The organism is Stenotrophomonas sp. FR012 (assembly GCF_047520565.2).
GTDB lineage: Bacteria > Pseudomonadota > Gammaproteobacteria > Xanthomonadales > Xanthomonadaceae > Stenotrophomonas > Stenotrophomonas sepilia.
The window spans coordinates 143,597-164,463 of the sequence record NZ_JAXBQL020000006.1 but is presented as its reverse complement, the minus strand read 5'-3'; the positions used below and the strand labels follow the sequence as shown (position 1 = coordinate 164,463).

Below are 20,867 nucleotides of genomic sequence, written 5' to 3'. Positions count from 1 at the left end.
CGAAGCTGCTTTTCTCCCCTGAAACGAAGATACAGGAGCAACGCCATGAGCACCCAGTCCACCATCGAACATCGCCTCAACGACCTGATCGAGATCGCTCGTGACGGCAAGTCGTTCTATGAAGAAGCGGCGACCAAGGTGAAGGATGCCGAGCTGTCGGCCTTGTTCACCCGCATCGCCGGCGTCAAGGGCCGCATCGTCGCGGCGCTGAGTGGTTCGGTGGCTGCCAGCGGCGGCAAGCCTGCCGAGCATGGCACCGTGGTGGGTTCGATGCAGCAGTTCTACGGCAAGGTGCGTGCAGCCTTCGGTGACACCAACTATGGCTATGTGGCCGAGCTGGAAGAGTCGGAGGACCGCCTGCTGGGCGCGTTCAAGGACGTGCTGAAGGACAACGAGCTGCCGCCGGCGGTACGCCAGGAAGTCACCCAGCTGTTGCCGGAAGTGCAGGAATGCCACAACGTGATGCGCGCGCGCAAGCATGCGATGAAGGCGGCCTGACGATCAGCGGCGTCCCACTCCCCAGGGACGCCGCGGCCGGGGCGGCACCGCTGCCCCGGCCACCCTGAATCGGTCGCTGCTACACTCTTGCCGGTTCCGCACTGCCAACAATGAGCACCATGAACAACGGGAACGGTCCGCAGACAGTTCGCTGAGCCGCAACAACGACGCAGACGTTGTTGCGGTGAACATCCCTGCGATGCATGCGAAGTGGATGGATCACCGCCGGACTCACTCTGGGCGGAGACTCCCCATGTTCAATCGACAGGCCCCGCGTTGGGCCCATACCCTGCCATCGGCCATTGCGCTGATGGCGCCGTTCGACCTCCTGGCCTCGCTGGCCATGGATATCTATCTACCTGTAGTGCCCTTGATGCCCGGCGCGTTGGGAACATCGCCTGCGCGGGTGCAATTGACGCTGAGCATCTACCTGCTGGTGCTCGGCGTCGGCCAACTGCTGTTCGGCCCGTTGTCCGACCGGATCGGGCGCCGCCCCGTGCTGTTGCTGGGGGCGCTGCTGTTCACCGTTGCCTCGTTTGCGCTGGCGCTGTCCAGCAATAGCGGGTTCTTCCTGGCCTGGCGCACAGTGCAGGCGATTGGCGCGTCGGCAGCGCTGGTAGCGACGTTTGCCACCGTCCGCGACGTATACGCGGATACACCGCAGGGGGCGTCCTTGTATGGACTGTTCGCTTCGATGCTGGCCTTCGTGCCGGCACTGGGGCCGATGCTGGGTGCACTGGTGGCTGCGGCAGCAGGCTGGCGTGCGATCTTCGTGCTGCTGGGTGTGCTTGGCCTGGTCGCCGTCCTGCGTGCGCAACGCCTGTGGCAGGAAACCCGACCCGCAGGGCGCAGGGACGCTGGACCGGCACTGCAGAAAATTCTTCGCAGTGGTGCCTTCTGGGTCTACACGCTGGGATTCAGTGCCGCGATGGGCACGTTCTTCGTGTTCTTCTCGATCGCACCGCGCGTGCTGGTCGAGCGCATGCAGTACTCCCAGATCACCTTCAGCCTGGCGTTCGCGACGGTGGCACTGGTGATGATCCTCATGTCGCGCATGGCGAAGACGTTCATCGCGCGCTGGGCGGTGCCTGGCACATTCGTGCGTGGCCTGTGCGTGATGGTGGCGGGCGTGTTGTTGATGGCGCTCGCTGCGGAGTTGCCACTGTCATTCGCCAGCGTCGTGCTGCCCATGTGGGGCATCGCGGTGGGGCTGGTGATGGTGGTTTCGGTGGCTGCCAACGGCGCGTTGAGTGAGTTTGCCGATGCGTCGGGTATGGCGGTGGCGCTCTACTACGCGATGCAGAGCCTGATCGTGGCCTGCTTCGGAACACTGGCTACGGTGCTGCTGCCGGGCGATACGGTATGGCCGCTGGTGGCCTATGGGCTGTTGCTGCCAGTGGCCAGCCTGGTCGCCGCGGCGATGTTGCGCGGCTGCCGCTAGCCTCGGCCGGTGATAAAAAAAGGGCGGCCATCAGGCCGCCCCAATCCTTCATGAGAACACGTGACGGGAACTAGAAGCGCACCGACCAGCGCACATTCGCACTGTGGTCGCGGCTTTCACTGCCGTACTGGCCGCTGTAGCCCAGTTCCAGCTGCTGGCGCTCGGTCAGCCAGGCCGACAGGCCCAGTTCGGCCACCACCGCGTTGTCGGCGATCGGCGCGCCGTTGACCGCAAACGTCGTGCTTCCGTTGGCGAAGGCCAGGTTGGCGACCTGGCTGCGATCACCGGAAGCGCGGCGATAGCCGACGCCACCGCGCAGGTGCAGCCAGCTCTCCTGCTGGAACGAAGCCTTCAGTCCCTTGTCGAAGCGCAGGCCGGCAGTGGCAATCGTGGTTCCGGTATCGTCCACCTTGCCCTGCAGTGCCGCTGCTCCACCGCGTTCGTTGACGCGCTTGAGGTCCACTTCGACACGTGCGACCTGCAGGTAGGGCTCCAGCCCGGCTTCCGGGCCACCGAAGCGGTAGCCGGCTTCGATGAAGGCCTGGCGGGTGCGGGCGTCGTAGCGCGCGCTCAGGCTGTCGCTGAAGCCTGCGAAGGCGACATCACGCGTACTCTTCACCTCGTGCTTGCTCCACGCCACACCACCGCGCAGGCCGAAACCGCCCCAGTTGTGGCTGGCGTAGGCACCGAAGTGGGTGTTGTCGATCTTCGACTTGGCGCGACGCTCCTGCTGCTTCACGTCGGTGCGGCCGGTGCCGGCCAACACGCCGACCTGCCAGCCGGAGAACTCGCGGTCGATGCCGACCAGCAGGCCGTTGCTGTTGGCTTCGGTGCGGGCAGTGTTGACGTCACCGTCCAGCTTGCTGTTGCCACCGATGGCCTGCACCCATGCACCCGTCGCGTCACCCACGTCGCTACCGGGTGCGGCGGCGCCGGCACGGCGTGACAACGCGGCATCGCGCACGTAGCGGCTGCCCTCGACCAGGGCGATGGCCGTGGCCGGATGCAGCTCGCCGCTGAGGCCGTCGAGCACGCCTCCGACCTGCTGCGGGAACAGCTGCGTCAGCGGTTTGGGCAGACCCTGGGCGATCGGCAGCAGGTCGGCGGCCGCTGCCACTGCACGCTGGTTGGGCGTGTTGGCAGCCGTGGTCAGTGAAGCGCCACGGGCGACGTCGATGCGCGTGCCGTTGGTACCGTAGGCCAGGCTGAACTGCAGGAACGGGGAAAACGCGCTGAAGTCGGTCTTGGCGAACTGGCCGTTGACGCCTCCGTCGGCACGCAGGAAGTTGAACTGCTCGCCGAGGTAGTACACGCCCGGCTCCGGCAGCGCGACCAGCGTGCCGCCAAGGGTGGCGGTGCCGGTCACGTGCAACTGGTCACTGCGGCCACCCGGGGCCAGCTCGGCGGCATAGACGCCAGTGGCGCCCTGCACGTAGTTGCCGTTGATGGTCAGCGTGCCGATCGAGTTACCCGGCGCGATGATGCCGTCCACGCGGGTATTGCCGAGCGTGCCGACGCCCTTCAGCAGGCCATTGGCGCCGACCGTGGTGGTGCCGCCGGTCTGCGTGCCGTTGAAGGACACCACGCCGCCGTTGATCACCAGGTTGCTGTTGTTCAGCACGCCGCTGGCGCTGACCGTGCTCACGCCACCGGTAGTGGTCAGTGCGGTGGAGACCAGGCTGCCGTTGAGCAGCAACTGGCCACCCTGTACTTCGACTGCCGAGGTGAGGGTGTTGGTGCCGTTCAATTCCAGCGTACCGTCCTGCAGTACCGCGCCGTTGAAGCTGTTGTTGCCGCTCAGGCGCAGCCAGCCGATACCGGATTTGGTCAGCTTGCCAGGGCCACCGATGTCGTTGGTCCAGTTGTCCCAGGCATCGCCTTCCCAGACTTTCAGGCCGCCGGCTTTCTGGTTCATCACCACGTTGGTGTCCACGCGCAGCGAGCCATAGCCTTCGATGGCCTTCTTCAGATCCACCATGCCCCAGCCGTAGATCGGATCGATGCCCGCTGCACCCAGGTCGCGTGCGGTGGTCAGCAGCACGTCGCGGACCTGGGCGTTGTCCAGATAGGGGAAGCGCTCCATCAGCAGGCCGAGCGCGCCGGTGATGTGCGGCGCCGCCATCGATGTGCCCGTCTTGGTGCCATAGACATACTGGTTGTTCTCGCTGTCGATGATCAGCCGCACGTAGGCGGAGGTGTTTTCGATGCGGCCCTGGATATCCCCGGAAACGATGGTGCTGACGATGTCGGTGCCGGGTGCCGAGATGCACCAGTTGGCGGCAACGCCACAGATGCTGGAACTGCCATCGATCACGTAGTCCGTTTCGCCCGCAGCGGCGTTGGGCCGGCGGACGTTGGCCACGGCCAGCCAGTACGGTTCCAGTTCGGGCTTCCAGCGCGGCATGGCGGCCGTGATGCCGGCGACGGCGCCGCTGCCGTTGCCAGCCGACCAGACCTGGATGAGGGTGGAGCCCGGGGTATCGCCATTGCTGGCGTAGATGCTGCCGTACACGCCGTAGTCGGCACCGATGTTGGCGTACTGCTGGTCCAGCGCGGCGGCGGTCATGTTGCGCGTGGAGATGCCCCAGCTGTGGTTGATGGCACGCACGCCCTGCGCCTGGATCTGTGCATACATGTCCAGCGTGGCGGCGTCATCCGGATCGGTGCGGTAGACCGCGCGCGGGCGATAGTAGTTGTCCGGATCCAGGCGCCACTCATAGTAGGTGTCGCCGAACACGCGGGCGGCGGTGAGATCCGCACCAAAGGCCACGCCATGCATGCCGGTGCCATTGCGGTTTGCGCCGATGGTGCCAAGCACATGCGTTCCGTGGTCGGCGTAGCTGAAGCCATAGGGCTGGCCGGCCGCGATCAGGCGTGCCGCGAGTGCGGCCGGAACGCCGGCACCGAGGCCATAGTAGTTGTAGCCGGGCTGTTCGCCGCGGGTCTGCCCGCAGGCACCGGTCCCCGCGACCACACCCGGCGTCGGGCAGTCGGCACCGATGGTGATGCTGGAGGTATTGCGTCCTGCAAACTCCGGATGCGCCAGTGCGGACCCCGAGTCGAACAGCGCCAGGCGCACACCCTTGCCGGTCAGGCCGCGTGCATAGGCGTAGTCCGCGCCCATCGCACCCAGGCCCCAATCGGCGTTGAACTCATCGCTGCGCCAGCTGGCCGGATCGCCCGGGTTGCCAAGAACGGCGGTGCTGCTGGCGGCAGGTGCAGCGGCCGTCGCTGCGGGTGCAGCGTTGGCAGCAGGCTGCGCCCATGCAGCCTGCATCTGGCGCTGCTGCTGCCAGGCCTCGAGTGATTCGCTGGCCATGGCCGGCAGTGCAGCGGCCAGCAGCAGCGAGCTGGCGACGGCAAGCGCCAGCGGGCGGTGCGACAGGGAGCGGGACGAACGGCCGTACAGCGGGTGATTCATCGGACAACTTCCTTGGTTGACGGACATCAAGGCCGTTAACGCAACGGCATGGCGATATCCCCCAGTAATGTGAAGGGATTTTTATGAACGTGTTAATGTTTTGTGATCGGTGCACGACGTGGCTCCGCCGGGCCGGGCACCGCGACCTTTCTTGCCGAGGCCTTGGAGCCGTCCATGCGTAACGCATTGCGTAAACCACAGTTGGCGATATTGGGTAGTGCCGATCCTGGCAGCGACGCGTTCGAGCGCGCAGCTGAAGCAGGGCGTTTCCTGGCCGTGCAGGGCATCACGCTGGTCAGCGGCTGTGGCAGTGCCGCTACGCGGGTAGCTGCCGAGCAGGCAGTAGCCGCCGGTGGCCAGGTGCTCAGCGTGATCCCGGAAAGCGGCATGCCGGCAGCCGATTGGCCCGCCACGGTGGTGGTGCCCTGTGGCATGGGCGATGCGCGCAACCTGATCATGGCCCTGGCCGGTGATGCCTGCATCGTGATCGGCGGGCGCGCCGGTACGATCTCGGAGGTTTGCCTGGCCTGGCTGCACAAGCGGCCGCTGCTGCCGCTGGTGGGGGCCGGTGGCTGGTCCGATGCGCTGCCGGACAACCCGCCGGACGAGCGCGGCAATTCGCCGATCCTGCCGTGGCGCAACATTGATGAGCTGGCCGGACAGCTGCGTGTGCTGGGGTTGCTGCACCGCTGAGTCGAGCGGCATCGGCCTTCACCCAGCGTCCCGTGTGCAGCGCTAAGGTGGCCCGGCCTGGGCTCACCAGGCTTATCAAGGAGCGATGTCGATGCGTACTTTCAGGAAAGTGATCGCCGGTGTTGTGTTCGCGTTGGCCTGCAGCGGCTCGGTGGCCGTGGCCGGACCGGTCCAGCCCTGCGATCTGCCCTGCTGGAAGGCTTACCAGGCATGTGTGTCCGGTGGTGGTGATGCCATGGAATGCCAGTACGAATACGATCAATGTGTCATGGAGCGCTGCGGCGCGGTGTAAGCCCAGCCATGCTGGGCTGAAGACGGGCCTCGTCCGTGGCGGGGCTCTTCTGTTCGTGCGCAAGGTCGGGCAGTCTCGACACGTTCTTCCTGGTGGAGTGGAACATGGCCGTCAAGCGTGTCGTCGCCAACATCGCCACGTCCGATCCCTCACGTGCCGCTGCGTTCTATGGCGAGCTGCTCGGCATGCCGGTGGTGATGGACCATGGCTGGATCGTCACCCATGGCGGGCAGAGCAGTGCGCTGGCGCAGGTCAGCTTCGCCAGTGAAGGAGGCTCGGGCACGCCGGTGCCGGACCTGTCGATCGAAGTGGACAATCTGCAGGACGTGCTGCAGCGCATGCGCGCGGCCGGCATCGCGCTGGAGTATGGCCCGGCCGACGAACCCTGGGGCGTGCGGCGCTTCTTCGTCCGCGATCCGTTCGGTCGGCTGTTGAACATCCTTGCCCACGCCTGAGCGGTGGATGGTGCCTCGCCACGCCTGACGGTGCGCGCGGGACGATGACCGTCTACCGGCGTGCTGGCCCTGCTCGCGGCATCCGGGCTGCTCCGGCAGCCCAGGCGCGCCTGGACGCGCCGCGGTCAGCCCTGCTGGCGTTGTGGACCGTCCCTCGTTGGCGTCGCTTCGGCCGCTTGCCGCTGCTGCCGTGCATTGGCGTGGCGAGCGTGCCCGCCTTCGCGGCCGATCGCTGCCATGTGCTGGCGGTTGCGGCTGATCGCCTCGCCGCCCTTGCGGCCGGCCACGCGTGCCTCGGCCGGGCTGAACTCGTGTGCATTGCCGGACGCATGCGCGGCGCGTCCTCCCTTTGCGGCGATCGCGCGCTGCTTGTCCTGGTCCATCGAGGCGAAGCCACGATGGGAAGTGCCGTGGTGCTGGCCGGCCATGGGAAGGCTCCCGTTGCATGGAAGGGAAGCTCATCCTTGCCGGTGCCCGGCTAACGGAGTGTCCGCACCGGTGCGGCTGCCTTCACGCCGCACCGTACTGCTTTTCACGGCGCAGGTACGCTGCCGCGCGCGCCGCCCTGCGTGGCCAGGACGAACTGCACCCTTCACCTAGGCCGGACAGCCGGCCGCGCAGTGCGCACGTTGGAGCTGCGCCTGGGCAACGGCGGCTGGACCTTCCTCAGCGAAATCGAAATGGCCGCAGAGCAGTAAGGCTTCAGGGCTGGCGGGCGTCCTGCAGGCGCTGCGCGAAGGGCCGCTGTGCGAGCGCTGCAAGGGCGTCGCGTAGTACCTGCTCCAGCGGCTGCCCCAGATCGGCATCGAGGCTGCGCGCCGCACGCGCGGTGGCCTGCCATTGCGCCTGCAGCGCAGGCATCGCGCGCTGTGCGCGGGGGCTCAACTGCAGGATGCGTTCACGCCCATCGTCGCCGCTGGACGCGTGCAGCCAACCATCGCGCACCATCGCCGCCACGGTCTGGCTGAGCGCCGAATGGCTGAGCCCGCAGGCCGATGCCAGGTCCTTGATCCGGCAGGGGCCCTGCGCCATCAGCGTGCGCAGCACCGGTGTGTAGCGGGGCCGGTAGTCCAGTTGCAGGTCCCGGTAGGCGTGCTCGACCGCCGGGTCCAGCTGGTCGAGCAGGGCGCGCAGCAATGTGCCGAGCGTGGCGTGTTGGAGATCCATGACCAGGATGATATATAAGCGCTTATATATCTTCAACGCGGAGGTGGTTGATGGCCGTGTCCTGGATGCTCGTTGCGTTGCTGGCAGGGGCCTGCCCGGCGCAGGACGGAGTGCTGCGCGCGGCGGCCACCGCCGTGCAGGCGCAGTACCTTGACGAGGCGGAGGGCGCCCGTATCGCCGATGCCCTGCGCACCTGGTCGGTGCAGCAGCGCTATGCGGACAGCTGTTCGGATCCGGTTGCGTTCAGCGCACGCCTGAACCAGGACCTGGACATGTTCGATGGCCACTTCCATGTTGAACGCGTGGACGCAGCGGCCGGCCAGGACGACTGGTTGATGGCCTGGCGCGCCGATGCCCGCAGCAATGGTGCCGGCGTGCGCGAGGTTCGGGTGATGGAGGGCAACATTGGTTACCTGCGCCTGAGTACCTTCTATCCGCTGGATCTGGCGCGCCCGAAGTTCGCTGCGGCCCTTTCCCTGCTGGCCGACACCGATGGCCTGGTGCTGGATCTGCGCCAGAACGGGGGCGGCGACGATGCAAGTGCCGACCTGCTGGTACGCACGCTGCTGGACGCGAAGATCGCCGCGGTGCAGCAGCTGGACCAGCGCGGCCGGCGCACGCCGGTACCGCTGCCGCCTGCCAGCCTGCCTGCGTACCTGAAACCGCTGGTGGTGCTGATCGACCGTCGCACCGGTTCGGCGGCCGAGTTCGTCGCCTATTCGCTTCAGGCACTGGGCCGCGCGCGGATTGTCGGCACGCGCAGTGGCGGTGCCGCGCATATGTTTGGTGATCCTGTGCTGCTGCCCGATGGCTATCAGATCAGTATTCCCGACCGGCAACCCATCAATCTGCGCACCGGTGGAAACTGGGAACGTACTGGCGTGAGGCCTGATGTGGCCGGCGGCGACGATCCGCTGTTCATCGCGCGGCAACTGCTGGCGTCTGCGAAGTCGTCAAGATGAACGCACGATTGCATGGCTGTCCTATCGCGGATGCGCGATTGCATGCCTAGAATCGAAGCATCCCGGTAGTTCCCGGGCGCTTCGAGTGAATGGACTCAATGAAGATTCTGTTGACCGGCAGTTCCGGCCGCATCGGGCGCGCGATCTTCGGTGCGTTGGCGGCCGCCCACGAAGTGGTGGGGCTGGACCGCAGTCCGTTTGCCACCACGCGCATCATTGCCGATGTCAGCGATCGGCAGGCCGTCGCGCGCGCGGTGCAGGGCGTGGATGCGGTCATCCATACCGCGGCCCTGCATGCCCCGCATGTCGGCCTGGTGCCGGATGCGGTGTTCCAGCAGATCAACGTGGAGGCCACCGCACACCTGCTGCAGGCGGCACGCGAAGCCGGTGCACGGCGCTTCGTGCTGACCAGCACCACTGCGTTGTATGGCCATGCCGTGGTGGCCGGTGGCTGCCGTTGGATCGACGAAGACACCGAGCCGCTGCCGCGCACGATCTACCACCGTACCAAGCTGCAGGCAGAGACCCTGGCCGAAGCCGCCGCCACGCCGGGCTTCAGCGTTCGCGTGCTGCGCATGGGCCGGTGTTTCCCGGAACCGCCCGAACGGATGGCGATGTTCCGCCTGCATCGCGGCATCGACGCCCGCGATGTGGCCAGCGCACATGCTGCACTGCTGCTCGACGAAGGCGCCCGGTTCGCGCGCTATCTCGCCTGCGCACCGACGCCGTTCCGGCGCGAGGACTGCCTGGAACTGGCCACCCACCCGCGCAGCGTGCTGGCCCGTCGCGCGCCGCAGCTGCTGGCCGAGTTCGAACGCCGTGGTTGGCCGCTGCCATTGAGCATCGACCGTGTCTATGACAGTGCCCGCCTGCGCAGCGAGCTGGGCTGGCAACCGTGCTTCGGGCCGGACGACGTACTGCAGCAGTATGCCGTCGGCAGCATCGAGGTACTGCCGCGGGCACAGTGGATCAAGGACCGCGTGGCCGAGTGAGGGCATCGCGAGGGGGGAACGCTGAGCCGACCCTGAGCGGATTCAGGAATGTGCAGGCCGACCGCCTCAACCTCGTTGGCGGGCGGCCGCTAACCCAGTGCGCTTCCAGCGCCGGGCGCGCCCCGGCTGCCGGTGGCCTGCGCGACGGATCGCGCGCCTGCGCGGTGCCCTCGTGGTGCCGGTCGTCCTGAACTGCTTGCGGACCCTCCCATGTCTTCTTCCCGCTCTGCCACTGCCCAACGCCCGGGCAGCATCGCCCACAAGTTGATGCTGGGCACCGCCGTGATCGCGCTGCTGTGCTTCGGCCTGACCGCCTTCCTGATCTACCGGCAGGCCAGCGCCAGTCTGATCAGCGCCTCGCGCCAGACCATGACCAGCGAGGCCAACGCTGAGGCGCGCCAGGTGGCGGCTGATCTGGGCACCGCTTTCGCCAGCAATGACGCCATGGTCGAGGCCGTGCTGGCCCAGCGTGCCCGTGGTGACATACCCGACCGCGCCAGCCTGGCGGCGGTGCTCGGCGAACAGCTGCGTGCTCATCCTCAATGGCTGGGCAAGAGCACCATGTGGGAGGCCGATGCCTTCGACGGCAAGGATGCGGAGTTCGTCAATACCGAAGCACACGATGCCACCGGCCGCTACATGAGCTACTGGGCCTGGCAAGACGGCAAACCGCAGCAGTCGGTGATGACCGACTACACCGAGACTGCCAGCGGTTCCGGTGACTGGTACATGGTGCCCAGCCGCGACAAGCTGCCCAAGGTCAGCGAACCTTACGCCTATGACATCGCCGGCCAGAAGGTGCTGATGAGCACCCTGAGCACGCCGATCATCGAGAACGGCAGATTCCTGGGCGTGTTCACCGTCGACTTCTCGCTGGCAGCGCTGCAGAAGCACCTGGCAACGCTGAAGCCGATGGGGGCTGGCCGCGTCGAACTGCTGTCGCCCAAGGGCGTGGTGCTGGCCTCGGCCAATGCCGCCGAGATCGGCAAGCCGCGCAACGATGCCCTGACCCGCAGCATGCTGGCCGACATCGCCGCCGACCGTCCGTTCGAGGCCTTCAGCCCCGACGCGGCCGGCAACGTACGCGTGTATGTGCCGCTGCGCGTGGGCGACGCCCCGCAACGCTTCGCGCTGGGCGTGGTGATGCCGCATGCGGTGATCGTGTCTGAGGCACGCCAGCTGCTGTGGCTGACCCTGCTGGTCGGCGTGATCGCCGCGCTGACCCTCAGCGCCGGCGTCTACGTGCTGCTGCGCCGCCTGGCGATCCGCCCGTTGGCCGAAGCGGTACGCGTGGCCGGTGATGTCGCCGCCGGCAAGCTGGACAGCACGCTGCCGGCGCGCAGCAACGACGAAGTGGGGCGCCTGCTGGACGCAATGCAGGGCATGCGTGGGCAGTTGCAGTCGGTGATGGCTGCGCAGGCCGAAATGGCGCGCCGCCACGATGCCGGTGAACTCAGCTATCGCATGGATGCTGCGGCCTTCCCGGGCGAGTACGGCCGCATGGTGGCCGACAGCAACCAGCTGGTGGCCTCCAGCAATGCGGTCACCCAGCGCCTGGTTGAAGTGATGCAGCGCTATGCCGTGGGCGACCTCAGCGTGGACATGGAAGCGCTGCCGGGCGAGAAGGCGGTGTTCACTGCCGCAATGGTGACCACCAAGCGCAACCTGGCTGCGATCAACGAGCAGATCCAGCAGCTGGCCGCCGCCGCCGCCGCCGGTGACTTCGCCGTGCGCGGTGATGCACTGCGCTTCGACCATGATTTCCGCCGCATGGTGGAGACGCTGAACACAATGATGCAGGTCAGCGACCACAACCTGGCGGCACTGTCGACGCTGCTGCGCGCGATCGCCGCCGGTGACCTCAGTGCCCGCATGCAGGGCGACTTCCACGGCGTGTTTGCGGTGATGCGCGACGATGCCAACAGCACCGTGCAGCAGCTGACCCAGATCGTCGGCCAGATCCAGCAGTCGGCGGCCAGCATCCGCCTGGCCGCCGGTGAGATCGCCGCCGGCAACAGCGACCTGTCGCGCCGCACCGAACAGCAGGCCGCCAACCTGGAAGAAACCGCCGCGTCGATGGAAGAACTGACCTCCACCGTGCGCCAGAATGCCGACCATGCGCTGCAGGCCAACACGCTGGCCGGTTCCGCAGCGGGTGTGGCCAGCGAAGGCGGCCAGGTGGTCAGCCAGGTGGTGCACACCATGGAGCAGATCGAGGCGTCTTCGCAGCGTATCGCCGAGATCATCTCGGTGATCGATGGCATCGCGTTCCAGACCAACATCCTGGCGCTGAACGCGGCAGTGGAAGCGGCGCGCGCCGGTGAACAGGGCCGTGGCTTCGCAGTGGTGGCCAGTGAAGTGCGGGCGCTGGCGCAGCGCTCGGCGGGTGCTGCAAAGGAGATCAAGGAGCTGATCGACGCCTCGGTGGCCCAGGTCGGTGCCGGTGCGCAGCTGGTGCACGGTGCGGGGCGCACCATGCAGGACATCGTCGGTCAGGTCGGCCGGGTCAACGAAATCATGGCCGAGATCTCGGCCGCGTCGCGCGAACAGTCGGCCGGCATCGAGCAGGTCAACCAGACCGTGGTGCAGATGGACGAAACCACTCAGCAGAACGCCGCGCTGGTGGAGGAAGCCAGTGCCGCCGCCCGTGCGATGGAGGAGCAGGCCGAGCAGCTGGCGGTGGCGGTGTCGCGCTTCCGCCTGCAGGCCGAGCCGGAGGGCATGGCCCGCCGCGCGGCCTGATGCCGGAAACGAAGACGCCCGGCGGGTGCCGGGCGTCGGTTGCATCCTTGCCGCGCATCCTGCGCAGGTCTGATGGCTCAGAACAATCCTTCAAACGGGTTCCAGCTGGCGCGTCCTTCCACCTTCTCCAGGTAGTAGCTGTAGTTGGTGCTGGAGGCGACCAGCAGGTTCATGGCGATGAACAGCATGCGCCCGACGACATCCGGCAGGAACATGGTGACGATGGCCAGCGCGATGTTGATGCCGATCACCACCAGTGCCTTGCGCCACATGCCGAGAATCAGCAGGTAGATGGCACCGAAGAACAACGCGAAGAAGTTCAGGTTGATCTTCAGGCGGTCACCAAAGGACAGTGCCTTCCAGGCCTGCTTGAAGCCGGGGTTCTTGGGGGCGCCGTGCTGGCGGAAGAAGTTGAAGCGGAACTGCCACTTCGGGCTGAACTGGGACAGGTCAGTGGTATTCATTGGGAAACATCCCTGTGAGAAAACGTTTTCATGATAGGACAAGTCCTATTCAGGATCCAAGCGCTAGCGTCAAGAATGTGACGCCTGCCTTGTTCGCGCGCCTGCGGCCAAGCGCCGCGGCGTCACCCGCCCGCCTTGTTTTTAGGATAGGGTGCGCAGTTCCGCTGCCGCACCGGCTGAACCCGTGCGGCGGCGGGATGTCCATGGAGGTTGCATGACCACACCTGCTACACCGGAAAACGCACCGGGACCGGTGCTCCTGCCGACACCTGAAGTGGTGCAGGCACAACAACTGCTCGCACGCCAGCAACTGGCGGTGGCGATGGACCGTGCGCGCACGGCCGCCACGCGGGATGCGGCACCGGCCGCGCTGGAAAGCGAGTAACCCGCAACACCGTCGATCGCGCTGGCATGTCGCCGGCGCGATCACGGCGCGTGCCGCCGGTCAGAACCGCGCGGTCATGCTCAGGAAGTAGCTGCGCCCGGCGACGAAGTAGTCGGTGGAGCCTTCCGCATACAGCTTCTTGTCGGCCAGGTTGCTGACGCCACCGCGCAGGGTCAGCACTTCGTTGACGTTCCATGCCGCGGTCAGGTCATACAGCGTATAGGCCTTGAGGAAGGTCGTGGCGGTGCCGGTCTGCCTGCCGGTGTACTGCGCCGACAGGCTGCCGGAAAACACCGTGCTGGGCGCCCAGTCCAGCGACGAATAGCCGGAGAACTCCGGCGTATCGATCAGGTTGCGGCCGGTGGTCAGGTTCCTGGCTTCCTTCATCCAGGTCGCCGAGGTGCGCCAGCGCCACTGCTCGCCGAAGCGGACGTTGAGGTTGCCTTCCATGCCGCGGGTGCGCGCGCGCTGTACGTTGTTCATGCGCGTCCACCAGATGCCGTTGAACCGGCCCAGCGGTGCGTACTCGATCTTGTTCCGGAAGTCGGTGTGGAAATAGGTCACGCCGACATCGATCAGGTCATTGTCGAAGCTGATGCCGATCTCGCGGTTGGTGCTGGTCTCCGGATCCAGGTCCGGGTTGCCGGCCATGTAGCACCCGCCACGGGTGTAGCCCAGCGGAATCAGCGAGGTGCAGCCGCGGCCCCCGGACTGGGTAGCGGCACTGGCCGAGTTCTCGGTCAGGCTGGGCGCACGGAAGCCCTTGGAGACGCCACCGCGGATCGTCCACTGTTCGGCAGGGTGCCAGACCAGGTACGCACGCGGGCTGACGTGGCCGCCGAACTGCTCGTGATGGTCCAGGCGCGCGCCCACGGTCAGGGCCAGGGTGCGGTGCAGTTTCAGCTCGTCCTCGGCAAACAGCGCCCAGGTGTCCACGTCCAGAGTGGAGCCGCTGACCGCGTTGCCGGCATAGTCGATCGGCGCGCGGCCGATGGTGTCGGTGTTGGTCAGCTCCTGCCGCTTCCATTGGCCGCCTACGGCGAACTGGTGTTCAACGCCGAGGGTGAACGGCGTGGTCAGGCTGCCCTCGATGATCGTATCGGTGGCTTCGGAACGGCCGGCAGCACCGATGCCGTTCCTGTACTCGGTCCAGTACGCACTGATCTTCGAATTGCCGAAGCGCCACTTGCCATCGTGGTTGAGCGCCAGCGAGCTGCGCTTGAGCTCACTGGCACCCCAGGCACCTTCGTCCTGCTTTTCCAGCGACGCATCGATGAAGGCCTGCTGCACGCCGTGCCCGGCTTCCAGCGACAGTTCCTGTGCGTCGCTCAGCTTCCACTGCAGCAACGCATCGACATTGCGGTCCTTTTCGCCCGCGTAGGCATTGCCGGAGACACCGCCGTTGGAGCGGTCCGAATCGCGGCGCATGCTGTTGGCACCGATGCGCAGGCCGAAGCGTTCGCCCAGCGGCCCGGAGAACGTGGCGCCGATCTGCTGGGTATCGCCGCGCTTGCCGTCAGCCGGGCGGGTGTAGCTGTGGGTGGCGCTGCCGTTCCATTCGTCGCCGATGCGCCGGGTGATGATGTTGATCACCCCGCCCATCGCATCGGAGCCATACAGCGACGACATCGGCCCGCGCACCACTTCGATGCGCTCGATCTGGTCCGGCGAGATCCAGTTCAGGTCCTGGCGGCCGAGGTCGGGGCGATAGTTGGTCGAGGCCGAGCTGCCCATGCGCTTGCCGTCCACCAGCACCAGCGTGTAGTTGGACGGCATGCCACGCAGCTTGATCTTGGACTGCTCGCCGACGGCGCTGAGGCCGCCGGTCACGCCCGGTACGCGGCTGAGCAGGGCGGCCAGGTCCGGTACCGGCTGGCGCTCGATGTCCTCACGACTGATCACGCTGATGCTGGCCGGGGCATCCTTGATCCACTGCTGGCTGCCTGAAGCCGTGACCACCACGGTATCCAGGTCCTTGGTGGAGGCATCGGCGTCGGCCTCTGCGGCGGCCAGGCCGGGCAGGGCCAGCAGGCAGGCGGCGGCCAGGCCGGGCAGCGCCAGCAGGCAGGCGGTGGCCAGGCGGGTGCGCGGCAGGCGCGCGGAACGGGAACGGGACGACAGGGACATGACGGCTTCCATGAGAGGTGGGGTGACCCGGTGGAAGCAGCAGGCGCAGGCAGACAGCAGGCAGCCCCCCCCTTCCGTGGGTCGTCGGGTGCGCGGTCAGGACCGGCGCAGCTGGGTGGGTCGCGGCCGCGCGGAAGACGGTGACCTGCCTGGTTGATTAAATGATAACCGTTCGCGTTTGTTACGATCCAGTACCGGGGGCGATGCAGTGACATCTGGCCATGCCCTGGCGTGATCGCCTGCTATTTGCTGAATGGGGACAAATCCCGGTGTAGACCTTCGCACCCGGCTTACATTCTGGGCCCTAGACTGGGCCGCATTTTCGATTCCGCCCCGTTGGAGATCGTGTGGGTTCCGGTAGTGACAGACATCGACTGTGCGGCGTGAGGCCGACACAGCCAGGACAAGTGCGGGCGCCGGGAAAGCGCGCCGGGAACCTTGGTGCATGCAGCCCGGCCGGGATGGCCGGCCGTGCCGACGGCGCGGAGTAAGCGACGATGGGGGTGCAGACCATCCATGCGGAAGCAGGAACGCCCCGGCTTGATGCCGGCTGGGCGCTGCTGCCCGCTGAATCGCCGTTGCCGATGCCCGAACAGACCCTGCGCGAAGGCGCACTGAAGGTCCGGCGGCATCGCACCTCGCCGCGCCTGATCGGCCTGCGCCGGCTGTACCTGTTTGGTGGCACGCTCGGCATGACCGCCGTGGCTACGCGGATGATGTGGCGGGTGCTGTCGGCCAATGGCATCAGCGTGCTCGAAGCCTGCCTGCTGGTGCTGTTCGTCGGCCTGTTTGCCTGGATCGCGCTCTCCTTTGCCAGCGCCCTGGCCGGCTTCCTGACTGCTGTGTTCGACCGGGGCTATCGGCTCGGCATCGACCCGGACAAGCCGTTGCCGGCCGTGCACAGCCGTACTGCGCTGTTGATGCCGACCTACAACGAAGACCCGCGCCGCCTGCTGGCGGGCCTGCAGGCGATCTACGAGTCGGTGGCGGCCACCGGCCAGCTCGACCGCTTCGACTTCTTCGTGCTCAGCGACACCCGCCGCGAGGACATCGCCGCTGCCGAGGAACAGGTGTTCGCCGAGCTGCGCGAGCGTGTGCCGGAGGGGCAGACGCGCCTGTTCTATCGTCGCCGTGGTGACAACAGCGGGCGCAAGGCCGGCAACATCGCTGACTGGGTCCGCCGCTTCGGCGGTGCCTATCCGCAGATGCTGATCCTTGATGCCGACAGCCTGATGACCGGCGACAGCATCGTGCGCCTGGTGGCCGGCATGGAACACAACGCCGACGTCGGACTGATCCAGACCCTGCCGTCGGTGATCGGCGGCCGCACGCTGTTCGCGCGCATGCAGCAGTTCGGTGGCCGCGTGTACGGGCCGGTGATCGCCCGCGGCGTGGCCTGGTGGCACGGCGCCGAGAGCAACTACTGGGGCCACAACGCCATCATCCGTACCCGTGCCTTCGCCGACCACGCCGGCCTGCCGGCGCTGCCGGGGCGCAAGCCGTTCGGCGGCCACGTGCTCAGCCACGATTTCGTCGAAGCGGCGCTGATGCGTCGTGGCGGCTGGGCCGCGCACATGGTGCCCTACCTCGGTGGCAGTTACGAGGAAGGCCCGCCGACGCTGACCGACCTGCTGGTGCGCGACCGCCGCTGGTGCCAGGGCAACCTGCAGCACGGCAAGGTGGTCGGCAGCCGCGGGCTGCACTGGATCAGCCGCACGCACATGCTGATCGGCATCGGCCACTATTTCACCGCACCGATGTGGGCGATGCTGATGCTGATCGGCATCGCCATCCCGCTGTTCCAGGAAGGCATCGATTTCAACGCCCTGCTGCACCTGTCGCCCAGCGTGTACTGGCGCGCACAGGATGAAGAGCAGGTGGTGCGCCTGTTCGCCGCCACCATGGCGGTGCTGCTGCTGCCCAAGGTGCTCGGCTACCTGGCAATGCTGCTGGACCCGGTCGACCGCCGCGGTTGTGGCGGTCCGATCCGTGCCTTCGTATCGATGCTGGTGGAAACCGTGCTCGCCGCGCTGATGGCGCCGGTGGTGATGTACGTGCAGTCACGCGGCGTGGCCGAAGTGTTGTCCGGGCGCGATTCCGGCTGGGACGCGCAGCAGCGTGACGACGGCGGCATCTCGTGGATGGCGTTGATCCGTGGCTACGGTGGCCTGGGTGTGTTCGGCGCCTTCATGGGCGTGCTGGCCTGGGCGGTATCGCCGTCGCTGGCGGCCTGGATGGCGCCGGTGGTGATCGGCATGGTTCTGGCCGTTCCGGTGGTGGCGCTGACCTCCTCGCGCGGCCCCGGTGCTTTCCTGCATCGCCTCGGCCTGCTCGATATCCCCGAAGAGAACATCCCGCCACCGGTGCTGGTACGCGCCGCGCAGCTGCGGCGGGAAGCGGCCGAGCAACCGCCGCTGTACTGATTGCCCCGCGCCAGCGGCATAATGCGGCTCGAACTTGAAGGAGCCGCATCATGCTGCAAACGGTGGAACAGGAAACCGGCGCCTCGCCGCAGTGGTCGGTGATCTGGTTGCACGGCCTCGGCGCCGACGGCCATGATTTCGCGCCGATCGTGCCGGAACTGGTGCGGCCGCACTGGCCGGCGCTGCGCTTCGTGTTCCCGCACGCACCCGTGCGGCCGATCACGATCAACAACGGCGTGCCGATGCGCGGCTGGTACGACATCGTGGGCATGGACTTCCGTTCGCGCGCCGACATGGCCGGCGTGCAGGAATCGGTGGTGCAGCTGGACGCACTGATCGCGCGCGAGATCGAGCGCGGCATCGCGCCGGAGAAGATCTTCCTGGCAGGCTTCTCGCAGGGTGGGGCGATCATCCTGACAGCCGCGCTCTCGCGTACCGCGCCGCTGGCCGGCCTGATCGCGCTGTCCACCTATCTGCCCGAAGCCGACAGCGCCACGCGTGTTGACGGCGCGGTGCAGGTGCCGGTGTTCATGGCCCATGGCAGTGGCGACCCGGTGATCCCGCAGGCCGTCGCAGCGCACAGCGCGCAGGCGCTGCGTACGCTGGGCCTGGATGTGGCGTGGCACAGTTACCCGATGGCCCACCAGGTCTGTGCCGAGGAGATCCAGGCACTGGGTGACTGGCTGCAGGAACGCCTGGGCGCCGCCTGAGCCATGTCGCCGGCCAGCACACCGCCGTGGATGCCGGAACTGTGCCGCCTGCCACGGCTGGCGGCGATGCTCGGCCTGGCCGAGCTGGTGGTGGTGGTACTGGCGCTGGCGCCGGACGGCAGCCGTCACTGGACCTTCGGCGAACTGCTGTCGGCCAGCGGATTCGCGCTGTGGCTGGCGCTGGCGGTGACCGCCAGCCTGTGCCTGCTGCGGCAGACCCTGTCGCGGCTGCCGCCGGTGCTGGGCGCCATTGCGGCGACCGTGCTGGCAACCCTGATCGCGGTGGTCTGCGCTGGCATCGTGCACGCGCTGTACGCGGTGCTGGGCGACAGCTTCGCCAGCGGCATCAGCTTCTGGCGTTTCACCCTCGGCAGCGCGGCAACCACGGCGCTGATCGCCGCGCTGGCGCTGCGCTACTTCTACGTAAGCGATCGCTGGGCCGCGCAGGTGCAGGCCAACGCGCGCGCGCAGGCCGACGCGCTGCAGGCGCGTATCCGCCCGCATTTCCTGTTCAACAGCATGAACCTGATCGCCAGCCTGCTGCATCGTGACCCGGCAGTCGCCGAGCGCGCGGTGCTGGACCTGTCCGATCTGTTCCGTGCCGCGCTGGGGGCGGGCGAGGGCGATTCCACCCTTCGCGACGAATGCGAGCTGGCCGAGCGCTACCTGTCGATCGAATCGCTGCGCCTGGGTGAACGCCTGCAGGTGCGTTGGCAGCGCGACGAGCCGCTGCCATGGGACCTGCCCTTGCCAAGGCTGGTACTGCAGCCGCTGGTGGAAAATGCCGTGCTGCATGGCATCTCGCGCCTGCCCGACGGCGGCACCATCGAACTGCAGCTGGCGCGCGAGGGCAATGAACTGCAGATCCGCGTACGCAACCCGGCACCCGATCCGCAGGCGCCGGGGCTGGCGCTGGCACGCGGCGCCGGCCATGCCCAGCACAGCATCGGCCATCGGCTGGCCTGGCGCTTCGGCAGCACCGCGCGGATGACGGCTGGCTGGAGCGAGGGCTACTATGCCTGCCAGGTGACAGTGCCGATCCAGTGAGGGAACGATCGTGAGGGTAGTCATCGCCGACGACGAACCGCTGGCGCGCGAGCGCCTGCGCAGCCTGTTGGCGGCACAGGACGGCGTGGACGTGGTGGCCGAGGCCGGCAACGGTGAGCAGGCCCTGCACGCGTGCGCGGAGCTGCAGCCGGACCTGGTCCTGCTGGATATCGCGATGCCCGGGCTGGATGGCCTGGAAGCGGCCCGCCACCTGGCCAGCTTCGAACCTCGGCCAGCGGTGGTGTTCTGCACCGCCTACGATGCGCATGCGCTGTCGGCGTTCGAGGCCGCAGCGATCGACTACCTGATGAAGCCAGTGCGTGCCGAACGGTTGGCGGCGGCGATCGCACGTGCGCGCACGTTCCTGGCCGGCCGCGATGGCCGGCCGCAGGAGCACAGCGGGCAGCAGGCACGCAGCGTGCTGTGCGCACGCCTGCGCGGCAGCCTGCGCCTGATTCCGCTGGACGATATCCACTACCTGCAGGCCGAGGAGAAGTACGTGGTGGTGCACCACGCACGCGGCGAGGACCTGATCGAGGAATCGCTGAAGTCGCTGGAAGAAGAGTTCGCCAGCCGTTTCATCCGCATCCATCGCAACTGCCTGGTGGCGCGCCACGAGCTGGTGGAGCTGCGTCGGGGCTCGAGCGGGCAGGTGCAGGCGGTGTTGCGGCATGGCAAGCAGCCGCTGGAAGTCAGCCGCCGGTGCGTGGCGACGCTGAAGCAGGAACTGCGGCATCTGTGAGTGGTCCCGCGCGGCCTGCGGCCGCGACTGCTTACGAGCAACGTCTGGAGCAACGGCAACTGCAACTGCAACGGCGGTTGGTCGGCGCGTTGGTGCTACGTACTGGGTCGGGCCGGGGTGGGGTGGCGGGACACGCTGCAAGTACATCCCTGTAAGCTCGATGGCGCCATCCATGGCGCCAACGGTCCCGCCACCCCACCCCGGCCCAACCCTCTCGTTTTTCCCGCGTCGGACGGCAAAGGCATTGTTGTTATCGGGTGGGGAAAGAGGGGTCAGATCCCTTTTCCTGCGGAAAAGGGATCTGAC

Annotated in this window: 18 protein-coding genes; 13 read left to right on the top strand and 5 right to left on the bottom strand. The window is 67.2% G+C overall.

Annotated elements, in window-relative coordinates:
• Positions 1-45 precede the first annotated feature (45 nt).
• Together ACM0O9_RS12170 and cml are read left to right on the top strand one after the other, a co-directional pair.
• Positions 46-498 carry a PA2169 family four-helix-bundle protein gene (locus tag ACM0O9_RS12170; protein ID WP_005419568.1) on the top strand — a complete coding sequence of 151 codons (453 nt, stop codon included), beginning with the start codon at positions 46-48 and terminating at the stop codon, positions 496-498.
• Positions 499-751: 253 nt separating this feature from the next.
• Positions 752-1,939, top strand: coding sequence for a CmlA/FloR family chloramphenicol efflux MFS transporter (gene cml, locus ACM0O9_RS12165; protein ID WP_235649070.1), 1,188 nt, complete (start codon positions 752-754; stop codon positions 1,937-1,939).
• Between the two features lie 70 nt (positions 1,940-2,009).
• Here cml and ACM0O9_RS12160 read toward each other — a convergent pair whose 3' ends face one another.
• Positions 2,010-5,360 (bottom strand): autotransporter domain-containing protein, encoded by a 3,351-nt coding sequence (locus ACM0O9_RS12160; protein WP_414604141.1) that lies wholly within the window; start codon positions 5,358-5,360, stop codon positions 2,010-2,012.
• A gap of 174 nt (positions 5,361-5,534) precedes the next feature.
• Here ACM0O9_RS12160 and ACM0O9_RS12155 point away from each other — a divergent pair, with 174 nt between their 5' ends.
• The 3 genes from ACM0O9_RS12155 (at position 5,535) to ACM0O9_RS12145 (ending at position 6,800) form a co-directional block, all read left to right on the top strand.
• A complete protein-coding gene (locus tag ACM0O9_RS12155; protein ID WP_032954557.1) occupies positions 5,535-6,053 on the top strand; it encodes an SLOG cluster 4 domain-containing protein in 519 nt (172 codons plus the stop codon).
• A gap of 91 nt (positions 6,054-6,144) precedes the next feature.
• A complete protein-coding gene (locus ACM0O9_RS12150; RefSeq protein ID WP_065186238.1) occupies positions 6,145-6,345 on the top strand; it encodes a hypothetical protein in 201 nt (66 codons plus the stop codon).
• A 104-nt stretch (positions 6,346-6,449) separates the two neighbouring features.
• A complete protein-coding gene (locus tag ACM0O9_RS12145; protein ID WP_005419560.1) occupies positions 6,450-6,800 on the top strand; it encodes a VOC family protein in 351 nt (116 codons plus the stop codon).
• Between the two features lie 125 nt (positions 6,801-6,925).
• On the opposite strand, the gene ACM0O9_RS12140 is transcribed toward ACM0O9_RS12145, so the two are convergent.
• Together ACM0O9_RS12140 and ACM0O9_RS12135 are read right to left on the bottom strand one after the other, a co-directional pair.
• Positions 6,926-7,228 carry a KGG domain-containing protein gene (locus tag ACM0O9_RS12140; protein ID WP_005419559.1) on the bottom strand — a complete coding sequence of 101 codons (303 nt, stop codon included), beginning with the start codon at positions 7,226-7,228 and terminating at the stop codon, positions 6,926-6,928.
• Positions 7,229-7,502: 274 nt separating this feature from the next.
• Positions 7,503-7,967 carry a MarR family winged helix-turn-helix transcriptional regulator gene (locus ACM0O9_RS12135; RefSeq protein WP_065177996.1) on the bottom strand — a complete coding sequence of 155 codons (465 nt, stop codon included), beginning with the start codon at positions 7,965-7,967 and terminating at the stop codon, positions 7,503-7,505.
• A gap of 50 nt (positions 7,968-8,017) precedes the next feature.
• Here ACM0O9_RS12135 and ACM0O9_RS12130 point away from each other — a divergent pair, with 50 nt between their 5' ends.
• From ACM0O9_RS12130 to ACM0O9_RS12120, 3 genes are all read left to right on the top strand, one after another.
• Entirely contained in the window at positions 8,018-8,929 is a 912-nt protein-coding gene (locus tag ACM0O9_RS12130; RefSeq protein ID WP_065186205.1) for a S41 family peptidase, read from the top strand.
• Positions 8,930-9,027: 98 nt separating this feature from the next.
• Entirely contained in the window at positions 9,028-9,921 is an 894-nt protein-coding gene (locus tag ACM0O9_RS12125) for an NAD-dependent epimerase/dehydratase family protein (RefSeq protein WP_065177998.1), read from the top strand.
• Positions 9,922-10,131: 210 nt separating this feature from the next.
• Complete coding sequence (locus tag ACM0O9_RS12120; RefSeq protein ID WP_414604142.1) at positions 10,132-12,663, top strand: methyl-accepting chemotaxis protein; 2,532 nt, start codon at positions 10,132-10,134, stop codon at positions 12,661-12,663.
• A 77-nt stretch (positions 12,664-12,740) separates the two neighbouring features.
• Here ACM0O9_RS12120 and ACM0O9_RS12115 read toward each other — a convergent pair whose 3' ends face one another.
• Positions 12,741-13,127: a DUF2628 domain-containing protein gene (locus tag ACM0O9_RS12115; RefSeq protein ID WP_414604143.1), complete on the bottom strand. Its 387-nt coding sequence runs from the start codon at positions 13,125-13,127 to the stop codon at positions 12,741-12,743.
• Between the two features lie 214 nt (positions 13,128-13,341).
• Between ACM0O9_RS12115 and ACM0O9_RS12110 the strand changes: the two genes are divergently transcribed.
• Positions 13,342-13,512: a hypothetical protein gene (locus ACM0O9_RS12110; protein ID WP_005419553.1), complete on the top strand. Its 171-nt coding sequence runs from the start codon at positions 13,342-13,344 to the stop codon at positions 13,510-13,512.
• A gap of 60 nt (positions 13,513-13,572) precedes the next feature.
• Here the strand turns inward: ACM0O9_RS12110 and ACM0O9_RS12105 are convergent, their stop codons facing one another.
• Complete coding sequence (locus ACM0O9_RS12105; protein ID WP_065178000.1) at positions 13,573-15,639, bottom strand: TonB-dependent receptor domain-containing protein; 2,067 nt, start codon at positions 15,637-15,639, stop codon at positions 13,573-13,575.
• 497 nt (positions 15,640-16,136) lie between these two features.
• On the opposite strand from ACM0O9_RS12105, the gene mdoH reads away from it, so the two are divergent.
• The 4 genes from mdoH to ACM0O9_RS12085 are packed head-to-tail and all read left to right on the top strand — an operon-like array spanning position 16,137 to position 20,561.
• A complete protein-coding gene (mdoH, locus tag ACM0O9_RS12100) occupies positions 16,137-18,062 on the top strand; it encodes a glucans biosynthesis glucosyltransferase MdoH (RefSeq protein ID WP_005419550.1) in 1,926 nt (641 codons plus the stop codon).
• Positions 18,063-18,112: 50 nt separating this feature from the next.
• The gene (locus ACM0O9_RS12095; RefSeq protein WP_005419549.1) at positions 18,113-18,772 is read left to right on the top strand and encodes an alpha/beta hydrolase; all 660 of its coding nucleotides are present in this window, start codon (positions 18,113-18,115) and stop codon (positions 18,770-18,772) included.
• 3 nt (positions 18,773-18,775) lie between these two features.
• The gene (locus ACM0O9_RS12090; protein ID WP_005419547.1) at positions 18,776-19,819 is read left to right on the top strand and encodes a sensor histidine kinase; all 1,044 of its coding nucleotides are present in this window, start codon (positions 18,776-18,778) and stop codon (positions 19,817-19,819) included.
• Between the two features lie 10 nt (positions 19,820-19,829).
• Positions 19,830-20,561 carry a LytR/AlgR family response regulator transcription factor gene (locus tag ACM0O9_RS12085; RefSeq protein ID WP_065178002.1) on the top strand — a complete coding sequence of 244 codons (732 nt, stop codon included), beginning with the start codon at positions 19,830-19,832 and terminating at the stop codon, positions 20,559-20,561.
• Positions 20,562-20,867 lie beyond the last annotated feature (306 nt).

Coding starts and splice junctions, on each gene's coding strand:
- ACM0O9_RS12160 (WP_414604141.1), bottom strand. CDS start 5,360: ATGAATCACCCGCTGTACGGCCGTTCGTCCCGCTCCCTGTCGCACCGC.
- mdoH (WP_005419550.1), top strand. CDS start 16,137: ATGGGGGTGCAGACCATCCATGCGGAAGCAGGAACGCCCCGGCTTGAT.
- ACM0O9_RS12140 (WP_005419559.1), bottom strand. CDS start 7,228: ATGGCCGGCCAGCACCACGGCACTTCCCATCGTGGCTTCGCCTCGATG.
- ACM0O9_RS12110 (WP_005419553.1), top strand. CDS start 13,342: ATGACCACACCTGCTACACCGGAAAACGCACCGGGACCGGTGCTCCTG.
- ACM0O9_RS12095 (WP_005419549.1), top strand. CDS start 18,113: ATGCTGCAAACGGTGGAACAGGAAACCGGCGCCTCGCCGCAGTGGTCG.
- ACM0O9_RS12105 (WP_065178000.1), bottom strand. CDS start 15,639: ATGTCCCTGTCGTCCCGTTCCCGTTCCGCGCGCCTGCCGCGCACCCGC.
- ACM0O9_RS12170 (WP_005419568.1), top strand. CDS start 46: ATGAGCACCCAGTCCACCATCGAACATCGCCTCAACGACCTGATCGAG.
- ACM0O9_RS12145 (WP_005419560.1), top strand. CDS start 6,450: ATGGCCGTCAAGCGTGTCGTCGCCAACATCGCCACGTCCGATCCCTCA.
- ACM0O9_RS12155 (WP_032954557.1), top strand. CDS start 5,535: ATGCGTAACGCATTGCGTAAACCACAGTTGGCGATATTGGGTAGTGCC.
- ACM0O9_RS12115 (WP_414604143.1), bottom strand. CDS start 13,127: ATGAATACCACTGACCTGTCCCAGTTCAGCCCGAAGTGGCAGTTCCGC.
- ACM0O9_RS12150 (WP_065186238.1), top strand. CDS start 6,145: ATGCGTACTTTCAGGAAAGTGATCGCCGGTGTTGTGTTCGCGTTGGCC.
- ACM0O9_RS12090 (WP_005419547.1), top strand. CDS start 18,776: ATGTCGCCGGCCAGCACACCGCCGTGGATGCCGGAACTGTGCCGCCTG.
- ACM0O9_RS12135 (WP_065177996.1), bottom strand. CDS start 7,967: ATGGATCTCCAACACGCCACGCTCGGCACATTGCTGCGCGCCCTGCTC.
- ACM0O9_RS12120 (WP_414604142.1), top strand. CDS start 10,132: ATGTCTTCTTCCCGCTCTGCCACTGCCCAACGCCCGGGCAGCATCGCC.
- ACM0O9_RS12130 (WP_065186205.1), top strand. CDS start 8,018: ATGGCCGTGTCCTGGATGCTCGTTGCGTTGCTGGCAGGGGCCTGCCCG.
- ACM0O9_RS12125 (WP_065177998.1), top strand. CDS start 9,028: ATGAAGATTCTGTTGACCGGCAGTTCCGGCCGCATCGGGCGCGCGATC.
- cml (WP_235649070.1), top strand. CDS start 752: ATGTTCAATCGACAGGCCCCGCGTTGGGCCCATACCCTGCCATCGGCC.